We start from the raw sequence: 12,212 nt of genomic DNA, 5'->3' as shown, positions 1-12,212 counted from the left end.
AAAACACCTTCTGCTGATATCTTTTACCCGCGGCGCTTGAACAGTTTGTACAGCGGGCTGAGGGAGGCAAAATTCAGAACCGCACCTGCTACACAGTACACGCAGACTTTCTTCTCCACGAACGCCATCTTGTAGAGGTACTGTGCCGCTCCGGCTGCCTGGCCGATCAACACGGCGCCCATAGCCACGTCCAGTACCCGCGACTGCCTGTTAAACCGGTTGGCGGCCGTGGCCAGGAACATAGTGGCTGCATAGCTCCCCAGGCTGATGACGCCGTCGGGCATACCCATGAGTTCAGCGTTTTTAGAGCTGTTCACCTGCTCGGTGTCAAATATTCTGCCCGGCACATCCGGCAGGTGCCTGATAGCCCCCAACTGAAACAGGGAGATCAGGCTGAAATCTACCAGCCCTATGGCCGAGGTGGCCGCAATCTGGCGGCGAAAGGAGTGTGCTTCTGAGGACTGCTTGCGGAGGTCGTCTATCAATGATTTTTCTGTTTTCATAGCTTGTTAGGTTTTGCAAGGGTTTACGCGTGCCTGGGGTATGGGTTCCTGGGTATCATACGGCCCGCTTACAACTAAGTGCGCTGGGCAGGCGTACCATCAGCAAGAGAAAAACAAACGACAAATCTGCTTAAGAACTATGGATAACTATGAGAACAAAGGCCGCAAAGGTGTGGCCGTGATAACGGGCGCCTCTGCCGGCCTGGGCCGCTCTATTGCCCGCGAGTTTGCCAGCAACGGCTACGACGTTGCCCTGCTGGCCCGCGGGGTGGATGGCCTGAAAGGTGCGAAAAAGGAAGTAGAGGCCCTGGGCCGAAAAGCAGTGTATTTTGAAGTGGACGTGGCTGACGCCGATGCCGTTGAAAATGCCGCTGCCAAAACCGAGGAGCAGCTGGGCGAGATTGATGTATGGGTGAACAACGCCATGAACAGCGTTTTCAGCCCGGTAAAGGAGATGAAAGCCGAAGAATATAAGCGCGTAACCGATGTAACGTACCTGGGCCAGGTATACGGCACCCTTTCAGCACTGAAGCGCATGTTGCCCCGCGACAGAGGCTCTATTGTATTGGTAGGCTCCGCGCTGGCTTACCGTGGTATCCCGCTGCAGTCGGCTTACTGCGGTTCCAAGCATGCCATCCAGGGCTTTTATGACTCGCTGCGCACCGAGTTGATGCACGACAAGAGCAATGTGCAGGTAACGATGGTGCAGCTCCCCGCCATGAACACCACGCAGTTCAGCTTCGTGAAATCGCGCCTGCCCAACAAGCCGCAACCCATGGGCAAGATCTATCAGCCGGAAGTAGCCGCGAAAACCATCCTGTATGCCGCAGAGCACAACCGCCGCGAATACCGTGTGGGGTATCCTACGCTGCAAGCGATCATCGGCAATAAGATAGCGCCTGGGTTTGCCGATTATGTGCTGGCCAAAACCGGCATCGAAGGACAGCAGACGAATGAACCCGAGGATCCGAACCGCAAGCACAACCTCTGGGAGCCGATCCCCGGCGACCATGGCGCACACGGCACCTTCGATGACAAGGCAACTTATTCCAGCCCACAGGTATGGCTCAGCCTGCACCGCGGCAGCGTACTGAAAAGCGCATTAGCTATTGGAGGTGTGGTGTTAGGAGGCTTCCTGGCCAGCAAGTACCTGCATCAGGAAGAGAAACCAAAAAGGGTGTTCATCGAGTAAAACCACTGCTATACAAACGCAAACAGCGCCACTCATTCCAGATGGGTGGCGCTGTTTGCGTTATAAGTCCGGGCACTATTCAGCTTTTGCCTCTGCCTGCTCCGGGTGTATCGGCCAGGAATCGGTGCGGAAGGAAGAGGCCGGTAAACCAGCTTTGTTGAAAAGCGTGGGGGTAACCGTGTTGCTCCACTCAAAGCGCACAGCAGCAGGTTCCCTTACACCTTTTGCCTGTACAACCACCTTGTTGCCAACAATTTTCGCCTGCGCCTTCACAAATTTCCTGTCTGCACCGGCAACTTCAAAGTTCTGCAGTGACTTGCCCTTTACCTCCAGCCCTTTATCGGCATGGTCGAAGGATATAATGGCTTTGTTGCCTTTTACCTGCATTGCCTGGTATAACGGGCCTGAAGCCGGGCGATCGGTCTTGCCATAGGTTTTGTTCAGCGCCAGATTCGCCAATCGCTTGCCTACGTCTATCTTGTTTCTGGGGTGGATGTCGTCGTTGTTGCCGATGTCGGACACGACCACCATACCGGTCTGAGGTGTCTGGAGGCTTTTGCGCTGGGAATCGCGAAGGATGGCACCCGCCTGCGGGCCGTAGTCTTTGTAAGGGGCAATCTGCACAAAGTAAAACGGAAATTCATACCCCCAGTCGCTGCGCCAGTTTTTGATCAGGGTTGGTAGCAACGTCTCATAAGCTTCCGGTGTGCCGGTGTTCGACTCGCCTTGGTACCACAAAGCCCCCGCAATGCGGAACGGAGCCAGGGGCGCGATCATGGCATGGTAGGCCTTGCCTGGCTGGCTTGGCCCCCAGGGCACTTCCTGCTGCTTGGCGGCCGCCGCTTTTAGCACCGGGTCTTGAGCAATGGTCTGCGGATTCATCCATACCTCGCCCGGGGTGCCGCCCCAACTGCTGTTGATCAAGCCCACGGGCACATTCAGTTCCTGCTGTACCTCTCTTCCAAAGAAATAGCCCACAGCGCTGAACTGCTTCATCGTTTCCGGCGTGCTCACTACCCACTCGCCCTGTACATCCAGTTGCGGGCCGTCGGCTGTCTGGTGGGCTACGCTGAAAAAGCGTATCTCCGGGTGGTCTGCTTTAACCACTTCCTCCTCCGCGTGTTCTATACCTGCCGCCGCCGACCACTCCATGTTCGACTGCCCCGAGCAAAGCCATACCTCCCCAATCAGCACATCCTCCAGCACGATGGTGTTATACCCTTTGATGGTCACGGTATAAGGCCCGCCGGCAGCGGGCGTATTCAGCTTTACCTGCCACCTGGCCTGGTTGCTGGCTTTTGTAGTGATGGCTTTATTGTCCCAGCTGCCTGTCACGGTGACTTCTTCGCCAGTCTTACCAGATCCCCAGACTGTGATTTCAGCATTTTGCTGCAGCACCATGTGGCTACCGAAGATGGAAGGAACCGTCACGGCTTTCGCCAGCGGAGCAATACCCAGCAGGAGCATGCCCAGGACAGGAAGAAACGTTGCTAGTCTTTTCATGCGTCTGATTTGTTTATAAGTTTGGTTGACAGTTACGAGTGGCTTTCAAAATGCCCTGCCATACCTGAAGTTACACATATTTAGTGAGGTAGCAGCCCTTCGATGCGATCAATTACCTCGAGGCAGGCCCGGGTGTTGTGGTAGGGGCACTTCCAAAACCCGATTTTGTCTTCGGCTCCCATGCGGCTATAGTCATCGTTCACGCCCCAAATCCATTCTCCCCGCGTTTTGTCCAGCAAATGCATTTCGGCAAACTTCCAGGCATTCACGGCATACCCCAGGAAAGCGTCCTGCTGGCTGAGTTGGTAAGCGTTCAGGAAACCCACCATCGCCTCGGCACTTACCCACCATTCCCGGTGCTTGTCGTAGTGCGCTTCGTCGCGGTTTAGCTCGTGGTATAAACTTCCGTCGGGCAGCAAAGCGGCGGCCGTCTTGCTGGCCATTTGCAAGGCAACCGACTTTACCTCAGCCAACAATGCCGGTTTCCCGAGCACCTCTGCCGCCTCCTGCAACAGCCACGCAGCCTCGATGTCATGCCCATACGATACCAGGTTAGCGGTTGGGGTCCAATCCGCCGTAAAAAAAAGCTTTAGATGGCCGTCGGGTGCCACGATATGCTGCAAAAATAGCTGCAGCAAAGCCTCTAATTGCTGCGCCAAACGGGCATCCGGCCATACCCGATATAGATTCGCATAAGCCTCCAGGATGTGCAGGTGCGTGTTCATCGTCTTAGGATCGTTGCGGTCCCGCTCACTCAGCCGGAGGTCTTCCAGCAGTTCGCCTTCCCGGCTATACGCCTCGAAATACCCGCCGTGCTCCGGGTCAAAGCTATACCGCTCTATCCAAAAGAAGAGTGCTTTAGCCGAGGCGAGTGCTTTTTCCTCGCCCGTTGCCCGGTAGTATTCAGCTAAGCCGTACACTGTAAAGGCCAGGGCATAGATTTGTTTGCGGGTGCTGAGCGGATTACCCACTGCATCCACAGCCCAGTAAGTGCCGCCAAACTCCTCGTCCAGAAAATACCGTTGCACATAGTCAAAGGCTCTCTCGGCCATCCAGAGGTGCTCGGGGTCCTGGGTGTGCCGGTATGCCGCCGAGAAGGCCCAAAGGATGCGGGCATTCAGCACGCCACCCTTGGGGGCGTCCGGGTTAACGCGACCGGCATGATCCATCTGCCCCACAAAACCACCCCGTGCTGCATCCACGGCATGCTGCATCCAAAAATCCAGTATCCGGTCGAGTTCAGCCGCGGCTTCTTGCCGAAAGGCCGCCAGGGTGCTTGCCGTGTCTGTCACTGCTTTTTCCATGCGGGCTGTTTTTAGTGCTGCGCCAGCGGCGCTGCCTGGGCAGTTTCCAGGTAAGCCAGGTTCTGGTCAATCAGTTTGTTGATCTGCGCTACCGAGGCTGCAGACCGCAGGCCGTCCTCTGGGGTGTTCTGGGTATAGTCCAGCAGCCTGTCGAGAGTGGAGGTAGCGACGTGCATGCGGGTATCAGAGGAGGCGTAGTAAATAAACACGGTTCCGTCATCATCCAGTATCCAGCCGTTGGCAAATACTACATTCGACACGTCCCCTACGCGCTCCTCGCCTTCCGGCGCAATAAAGTAGCCCGCAGGCTTATGTATCACCCTAGTGATGTCGTCGGGGGCGGTCATGAACACATACAGCACATAGCGCAGGCCGGCTGCGGTGTTGCGCACGCCATGCGCCAGGTGCAGCCAGCCTTTTGCTGTTTTCAGTGGGGCGGGGCCTTGGCCATTTTTCACCTCATACACCGTGTGGTAGCGTTTTTCGTCTATGATGGTCTCCTCAGGCACTACCGCGTTTTCCATCGAGTCTACCAACCCGAACCCGATACCGCCCCGTGTGCCCGCCTCGATAAAGGAGTCCTGCGGACGGGTATACAGCGCGTACTTGCCCTCCACAAACTCGGGGTGCAGCACCACGTTGCGCTGTTGCGGCGAACTGGTTTTCAGGTCGGGCAGCCGCTCCCAGGCTATCAGGTCTTTGGTGCGGGCAATACCGCACTGGGCGTTTGCCGCCGATTCGTCTCCCGGTGCCGCGTTAGGGTCTTTGCGCTCGGTACAGAACAGGCCGTAAATCCAGCCGTCTTCGTGCTGCGTCAGGCGCATGTCATACACGTTCACATCCGGCTCCCCCGTTTCCGGAAGCGTGATCGGGCGGTCCCAGAACCGGAAGTTGTCTACGCCATTGAGGCTCTCCGCCACGGCAAAAAACGACTTGCGGTCCGCCCCCTCTACCCGCACGACCAGCAGGTAAAGGCCGTTCAGCTTGATGGCGCCTGCATTGAACGCGGCATTGATGCCGATGCGCTCCATCAGGTAAGGGTTTGTTTCCGGGTTCAGGTCGTAGCGCCACGCAAGCGGCGTATGCTGGGCCGTAAGAATCGGGTATGTATAACGCTCATAAATGCCATTCCCCAGTGCTTCAGGCGCATTAGGGCGGACCAGCAGGGATTGGTGTGCACGTTGGAGTTGTTCCAGTCTTTGGTTAAATGCAGTTTTCATGGAAACTTTGCTAATAGTATGGAATTGATCCGGCAGGCTATACCCTGCCGGGCTGTATGTTGTGGCTGGCTTCCGTTAGCGGGTAACCAGCGTGTCTTTCTTCGGCTTGGGGATGGCGGCGTTGTTTGTATCCAGCTTGTCCCACCAGGTCTTCTTCAGGATCAGGCACACCACCAGCAAAACCCCGGTGGTGATGTATAACTCGGTGTGCATCTTAATAACCAGGTAAATGGGCGCCAGCGTCAGGCACATCTGCCCCAACACCCCGATCAGCACGTTAAACATATCGAGCCGGAAGTTCTTGTTCTCAGTTGCCTCCGGGTTCTCGGCCTTCACCAGTTCTGCAATCGGTTTCCAGAAACCCCATGGCCGCACAGTGCTGTAAAAGCTCTTCAGGGTTTTCTCGTCGGTTGGCGGGGATGTTAGCGTACCGATGATACTGCCGGCCAGCGACAGCAACAGCAACAGCGGGAAATAGTATAAGTCCAGCCCGTCAAAAATATACGGGAACACCAGAGCCGGCACAATCCCGGCGAGCATCCCCCAGAAAAAGCCACTGCTGTTAAAGCGCCACCAATACCACTTCAGCACGTTGGCCGAGATATAGCCGCCGTAAAGTCCGGCTACAATCCACTGTAAGATAGTGTTTACGTCTTTGGCAAAAAATCCGATCACCACACTGAGCAGCACCACCACAATACCGGTAGTATAGTTCATGCGGCTCACGGTTTGATTCGAGGCGTTGGGGTTTACATATTTCAGGTAGATGTCGTTCACCAGGTAGGCCTGGGCAGCATTCAGGGTGCCCGCAAACGTGCCGATAAAGGCTGCCAGCAGGCCGGCTAAGATCAGGCCCATCACACCGGTAGGCGCAAAGTTCTGGATGGCCGCTGGCAGGATGCGCTCAAAATCGATGCCTGAGGCCGACTGCAAGTTCAATTGCTCGTAATTCAGGAGAGCCAGTACCGTAAACCCCATAATCATCAGGTAACGCGTCGGGATGAGGACCAGCGACACGAAGCCGCTCATCTTGGCGGCATCCTGGGGCGAGCGCGACGAAAGGATCTTTTGCATATCGTAGTTTGGCGTAGGTCCCGCAATACTTGCCAAGATGCCCTTAAACACCATCAGGGTAAAGAAAATCCCGAACAGCGAATACCCGTCCTGCTGTATTTTATCGTTTACTTCATCTATAATGCCCACCCAGTTCAGGTCGTCAAGCGTTGCTCCGAAGAAGGGCGTCTTCCAGGCTTCGGGTACATTGAGCGAGGCAGCCTCCAGGTTGTTCATCGCCATCACCCCAATCACTACTGCTGCCACCGTCATAATGACAAACTGCAGCACATCGGCCCACACAATGCTGGCCATCCCCCCCAGGATCGAATAGAAAACAGCGAAAGAAGTGAACACCAACCCGTAGAAGTGCGGCACAAACTCCGCCGGGATCGTGAAGGGCAGGTAGGGCTGCACCAAGGCCCAGGGAACGAAAATCTCGACGAACTTGCCGAGGCCGATGAAGCCGTAGGCCAGGAAACCCAGGCAACTGATCAGGGCAAACACCACCACAATGCCGTGCGACTTGTTGGCATAGCCGCCCCTCCCGAAGCGCGTCAGCATCCACTCGGCCCCGGTAGTTATGTTTGAGCGGCGCAGCCAGGCAGCCAGAAACATCATCAGGAACACCTGGTTGAAGGAAGGCCAGAGCCAGGGAATCCAGATGCTTTTGAGACCATATACAAAGGCCAACATCACCATCCACATCGTCCCGGAGATATCAAACATACCGGAGGCGTTCGAGAGACCCAGCGCATACCAGGGCAGGGTGTTCCCCCCCAGCAGGTACGCGTTTTTGTTCTCCCGCGCCCGCCGCTGCATCACCAGCCCGATTGCGGCCACGGCTACCAGGTACAGGAGCACTATTCCGACGTCAAGTGCAGTTAGTTTCATATTTATCTTCTTTGGAGGTTCGTTTCTTTGATCGCGTTACAGGGTGGCTGGCGCTTTGTAGAGTTGGGCGCGTTTCACTTTTTGCATGAACAACACACCCGGCTGCTGGTAAAAGGCCTTAAAGTCAACCGCACTCTTTTGCCCCGGGAAAGGCGCAAAGTAATGGCTGTTATTCGCGTTTCGCCAGACCAGCACATAAGCCAGCCCGGAATTCTGCACTACCGGCAGCAGGGTGTTCGTCCACCATTCGGCCAGGGGTAGGTTCCCTAAACCCGTTTCTGTAAAGGCCCATACCTTGTTTTTCTGCTGCCCCAACTGGCGCACCGTTTCCACCATCCGGCGGGCATCCTGTATAAAAGCCGTGTCTGGTGCCGGAGCAATTATTGTGGAGTCTATCTTCGGGCGATGGTACAGGTCAAAGCCCAGAATGTCCACATAGTCATCGCCGGGGTAGCGCTCTAGGTAATTTTCGGCTGAAGTAAAGCGGTCGGTGGAGTAAGCGATGAGCAGGTTGTGCGCGCCCGCCTGGCGAAGCCGGTCAATGGTATAGCGCCACATCTTCTTGTAGTCTTCCGGGGAAACATGGTTGCGGCCCCACCAAAACCAGCTGCCTGTATGCTCGTGCAGCGGCCTGAAGACGACAGGTATCAGTTCTCCCTCGGCTCCTTTCAGGCTCGTCAGGAAACCGGCGACTTTATTCAGCCAGTCGTCATAGCGCTTCAAGGCTGCTTTGTCTGTAAAAAGGCGGCTGATCGTGGAATCCATCGGGTCCCAACTGGTTTTCTCGGGGTCAAGCGGGTTATTCAGGTGCCAACTGAAGGTATTCAAGCCTCCCTGCACGTATACCTGCTGGACATAGCGGCGCATCTGGTTAAAAGGAACGCTGTCCAGGTTGGCTGCTTTATCCAGCTCCAAGTGCCCCAGGTCCCAACCCACTACCGCAGGGTACTCGCCTACCACAGCTTTGATGTCTGATTTTCCTTCTTCGTATTTCCAGCCAAGGCCATAGGCCAAATCATCCTGGTGGCCGAACATTACTCCTTCCTGCGACACCCTTTTCAGGTTGGCGTAAAGGAACTTGGTTTCCTTGGTCGCCTTTGGGTCCACGGGTAAATCCTCCGGCTCCAGGCCATACATCTTGGGGGAGCACCCGGTCTGCAGGAAAAGGGCTGTTGCTAAAAGGGCAATACATACGCGGGCAATCATAGGCGGCAAGTTCTATCGATGAATAAGGGTGGTATACCTATTTTAAAACAATCCTTTGGCAGCTTCAGCGAGCAATAGCCGGTTTCATTCCCCACGGGTTTTGGGTGTGTCCGGTGATAAAAAATAAGGCTGGACTGTATGCCTGAATCCTATCAAGTGGCTGCTAACAAAACTAAGTAGAATCGTAGCAGATTTATGACACAATTTTATCAAATTCTTGCTTTTATACTCCAGACCCGCTGATTAACAAGTAACTTTATCAGGTATTCATTATTTTTATACAACTTGTAATCAGTCTTATACCCTAATGGAAAGCTGTTTAAAGGTGCACCATAATATTTCGACACCTTTCGCACCTTATTAAGCATAAAACAGGTAGCTTGTGGCTGAATTTTGAATGAAGTAAGGCTATCGGCAAGGACTTATAAGCGCAAAAGCGCGCTAGCTGGACTTCCCGCCAACGCACTATATAAAATGACAACTGTCTATAGAGAAATCACCCCGCTGACCCAACACGACTGCTTCACGATTTTCTCGCGGAACAAGCAGGAGTTTAAATTCCCGTTGCACTACCACGAGGAGTATGAGCTGAATTTCATCTCGAACGCAGCCGGTGCCAAGCGTATGGTGGGCGACCACATGGAGGAGCTCGATGACCTGGAGCTGGTGTTAGTGGGCAGCAACCTTCCCCACGGCTGGTTTACCCACAACTGCAAAAGCGAGAATATCCATGAGATCACGATTCAGTTTCACCGCGATCTGTTTGACGAGAAGTTCCTGCGGCGCAACCAACTCAGCTTTATCCGGACCTTGCTGGAGCGCTCTGCCAAAGGAATCACCTTCTCCCGCGAAACGAAGGAGGCTTTTAAACCCCGCCTTGAGCAGCTTGCGCAAAAGAGCGGCTTCGATTCGGTGCTGGAGCTGATCTCGATCCTGCACGACCTGTCGACCTCGCGCAACATGCGCACCCTGTCGAACAGCTCCTTTACCTCCGAGCAGTTCAGCTACTATAGCCGCCGGATCGAGAAAGCGTTTGAGTACATGCAAACTTATTATGACAAGGACATCTCGCTGGCCGACCTCTCCAAGGTGGTGAGCATGCCGGAGGTGTCGTTCAGTCGGTTCATTAAAAAGCGCACTGGCAAAACGTTCATCGAGAGCCTGAACGAGATTCGGCTGGGCCACGCCTCGCGCATGCTGATAGACACGACCGAAACGATCTCTGAGATTTCCTATAAGTGCGGCTTCAACAACCTGTCCTACTTCAACCGCATTTTTAAGCGCGAAAAAGGCTGCACACCCAAGGAGTTCCGGCAGAACTACTCCAGTTCCTGCGTCATCATCTAAGATTTATACACTCCTGGCCAAGGTTAAAAAAGCCCGGCACCTGCTTAGAGAAAAGCAGGTGCCGGGCTTTTAGGCTGAGGCGATTTTACTATAAAGCTGCCTTGCTCTGCAGTGCTTCCAAAGCACCCACCAGGTATACAAAAGGAGCATTCCAGTTGATGGCAATCTCGTTGGAGGCATAGGAGCAATCATCGTCGGTATACATCTCATCGGCAAACGCTGAGGTGTAGGTCGTGCAGTTGTCCTGCTTGTCGGCGCGTGCGTTGGTGCCGCCTGATAACAAGCCCGGCACAGGTGCCACGATGCCATCGGCAATGGATGGCCGGTGATGCGGGTGCATGGTAGGTTTGCTGCCAAAGCCCGTCAGGAAAGAATAGCCCGTGGCATTGCGGCCCAACAGGTAGTCCAGGTTGCCCAGGGCGGCATGCACGTATTTTCTGTCGCCGGTTAGCTGGTAGGCCTGCAGTAGGGCAATTCCCTGGTTAGCCGCCACCGCACTGCTGCCCCAAATGTAGTCCTTCTCCGTCTTGCCCATCACGGTTCTGTAGGTTCGCGTATCCGTATCCGCGAGCAGGTCGTCGGCCATCCCGATCACACGCGCTTTCAGCTCAGGCAAGTCTTTTTGTGCCACCGGGGTCAGCGAACCGGCGGAACGAATGAGGGTATAATAGCCCAGCAGGCGTACCTGCGCCCAGCTTGGCAGCGGCATCTGGGCATCCGGCAGCATGTTCACGGCGGTGTAGTAACCATCCTGTTTAGTGGTGGCGTACAGTTCGGCGGCCGCCCAGATAAACTCATCGCCAAACTCTCCGTCACCGTAAGCCCCCGTTGAGATGGCGGGCTGGTGCTGCTTGTTCAGTGCGTCTTGCTCGTATTTCACATCCGGGTGCTGCTTCGCCCAGGCCCAGGCCTTGGTGGCCGCCGTCAGGCAGGAGTCCGCCAAGCCCGGAAACGCCTGGTTATAGTTTCGATATACCCTGCTGGCCTGCGCCATTACGGCGGCGAAGTCGAGGGTAGCGGCAGTGCCTTTCTGCACCGCATAGCGCGGGTTCGTGGCCTTGTCCGGCATCACCATCCCGTCAAAAGCCGGGTTGGTGAGCTTGTGGTATACCCCGCCGTCGTTGGGGTCCTGCATCGTTAGCATCCAGCGCAGGTTCCAGAGCGCCTCATCCAGCAGGTCGGGCACAGCGTTGCCGCTTTCTGGTATGTTTAGCTCCAGCTCCTTAAAGTAGGCCGGAAAATCCTCGTAAGCGGAAAACAAGGTACCCATCGTGATGCCGGAATTGACGATGTACTTGTTATAATCCCCGGCATCATACCACCCGCGCGGCGACGAAAAGACAGTACCGGCCGGTCGTTTAGTGGTGGCAGCCGAGGCATGTACCATTACCTTGTCATCCGGATGCCCGGCAGGGCGGGCCCAGGCACCGGCGTACTTATCAGGCAAATCTGTGGAGACGCGCTGGTAATAAAACCCTCTGATAGCCGCCGCTGCCGCCTCCTGGTGCACATCGGCCCCTATCTCAAAGGTATAAGAATGCCCGATTCCGGGAACAGACAGCACATACTTGCCCGGCGTGGTGAGGCCACTGAAGTCGGCTACACGGGTGGGGCGGTTCGAGAACTCATTCGGTTTACTTGCGGAAAGCTCCCCTGTAAAAACCGTTTTCTGCTGATCTGCCGTCTTCACCTGAAAGGCCCCGCCAGCATGTTCTCCCACCACCACGGCAAGCTTGGGCGCATTGGGGTAAAAACCTACCTGGTTCAGCCGGATTTGCTCGGTCAATTGCTGCTGCACCTGCTCGGTGTTGCTGCCTGATGTTTGAAACGCGCTAGAACAAGCGCATAACAACCCTACGGATAAACCGAAAAGGACCTGCTTGAGTATTGTTTTTTTCATTTACCTATCTGGTTTTATCTGACATGGATTGTACCTGCCCAGCACCTGACGCAAAGCGCCTGCACTGGCAAGGCTAAAGTAAGCTTTTGC

At 55.2% G+C, this 12,212-nt stretch carries 9 protein-coding genes; 2 read left to right on the top strand and 7 right to left on the bottom strand.

Annotated elements, in window-relative coordinates:
• Positions 1-23: 23 nt before the first annotated feature.
• A complete protein-coding gene (locus ACXYMU_RS06000; protein WP_458985454.1) occupies positions 24-503 on the bottom strand; it encodes a vitamin K epoxide reductase family protein in 480 nt (159 codons plus the stop codon).
• 139 nt (positions 504-642) lie between these two features.
• Between ACXYMU_RS06000 and ACXYMU_RS05995 the strand changes: the two genes are divergently transcribed.
• Positions 643-1,695 (top strand): SDR family oxidoreductase, encoded by a 1,053-nt coding sequence (locus ACXYMU_RS05995; RefSeq protein ID WP_458985453.1) that lies wholly within the window; start codon positions 643-645, stop codon positions 1,693-1,695.
• Between the two features lie 75 nt (positions 1,696-1,770).
• On the opposite strand, the gene ACXYMU_RS05990 is transcribed toward ACXYMU_RS05995, so the two are convergent.
• The 5 genes from ACXYMU_RS05990 to ACXYMU_RS05970 form a co-directional block, all read right to left on the bottom strand.
• On the bottom strand, positions 1,771-3,198 hold the full coding sequence (locus ACXYMU_RS05990; protein WP_458985452.1) for a sialate O-acetylesterase: 1,428 nt from the start codon (positions 3,196-3,198) through the stop codon (positions 1,771-1,773).
• Between the two features lie 80 nt (positions 3,199-3,278).
• A complete protein-coding gene (locus ACXYMU_RS05985; protein WP_458985451.1) occupies positions 3,279-4,502 on the bottom strand; it encodes an AGE family epimerase/isomerase in 1,224 nt (407 codons plus the stop codon).
• A gap of 11 nt (positions 4,503-4,513) precedes the next feature.
• Positions 4,514-5,722, bottom strand: coding sequence for a glycoside hydrolase family 130 protein (locus tag ACXYMU_RS05980; protein ID WP_458985450.1), 1,209 nt, complete (start codon positions 5,720-5,722; stop codon positions 4,514-4,516).
• Positions 5,723-5,797: 75 nt separating this feature from the next.
• The gene (locus ACXYMU_RS05975; protein ID WP_458985449.1) at positions 5,798-7,669 is read right to left on the bottom strand and encodes a sodium:solute symporter family protein; all 1,872 of its coding nucleotides are present in this window, start codon (positions 7,667-7,669) and stop codon (positions 5,798-5,800) included.
• Between the two features lie 36 nt (positions 7,670-7,705).
• Positions 7,706-8,875, bottom strand: coding sequence for a glycoside hydrolase family 26 protein (locus tag ACXYMU_RS05970; protein WP_458985448.1), 1,170 nt, complete (start codon positions 8,873-8,875; stop codon positions 7,706-7,708).
• A 474-nt stretch (positions 8,876-9,349) separates the two neighbouring features.
• Between ACXYMU_RS05970 and ACXYMU_RS05965 the strand changes: the two genes are divergently transcribed.
• On the top strand, positions 9,350-10,222 hold the full coding sequence (locus ACXYMU_RS05965) for an AraC family transcriptional regulator (protein WP_458985447.1): 873 nt from the start codon (positions 9,350-9,352) through the stop codon (positions 10,220-10,222).
• An 88-nt stretch (positions 10,223-10,310) separates the two neighbouring features.
• Here the strand turns inward: ACXYMU_RS05965 and ACXYMU_RS05960 are convergent, their stop codons facing one another.
• Positions 10,311-12,122: a glycoside hydrolase family 9 protein gene (locus ACXYMU_RS05960; RefSeq protein WP_458985446.1), complete on the bottom strand. Its 1,812-nt coding sequence runs from the start codon at positions 12,120-12,122 to the stop codon at positions 10,311-10,313.
• Positions 12,123-12,212: the final 90 nt, after the last annotated feature.

It is taken from the genome of Pontibacter sp. CAU 1760 (assembly GCF_054482735.1).
The sequence above is the reverse complement of the archived record's forward strand: the minus strand, read 5'-3'. Positions and strand labels throughout refer to the sequence as shown.

Coding starts and splice junctions, on each gene's coding strand:
- ACXYMU_RS05965 (WP_458985447.1), top strand. CDS start 9,350: ATGACAACTGTCTATAGAGAAATCACCCCGCTGACCCAACACGACTGC.
- ACXYMU_RS05975 (WP_458985449.1), bottom strand. CDS start 7,669: ATGAAACTAACTGCACTTGACGTCGGAATAGTGCTCCTGTACCTGGTA.
- ACXYMU_RS05985 (WP_458985451.1), bottom strand. CDS start 4,502: ATGGAAAAAGCAGTGACAGACACGGCAAGCACCCTGGCGGCCTTTCGG.
- ACXYMU_RS05980 (WP_458985450.1), bottom strand. CDS start 5,722: ATGAAAACTGCATTTAACCAAAGACTGGAACAACTCCAACGTGCACAC.
- ACXYMU_RS06000 (WP_458985454.1), bottom strand. CDS start 503: ATGAAAACAGAAAAATCATTGATAGACGACCTCCGCAAGCAGTCCTCA.
- ACXYMU_RS05990 (WP_458985452.1), bottom strand. CDS start 3,198: ATGAAAAGACTAGCAACGTTTCTTCCTGTCCTGGGCATGCTCCTGCTG.
- ACXYMU_RS05995 (WP_458985453.1), top strand. CDS start 643: ATGGATAACTATGAGAACAAAGGCCGCAAAGGTGTGGCCGTGATAACG.
- ACXYMU_RS05960 (WP_458985446.1), bottom strand. CDS start 12,122: ATGAAAAAAACAATACTCAAGCAGGTCCTTTTCGGTTTATCCGTAGGG.
- ACXYMU_RS05970 (WP_458985448.1), bottom strand. CDS start 8,875: ATGATTGCCCGCGTATGTATTGCCCTTTTAGCAACAGCCCTTTTCCTG.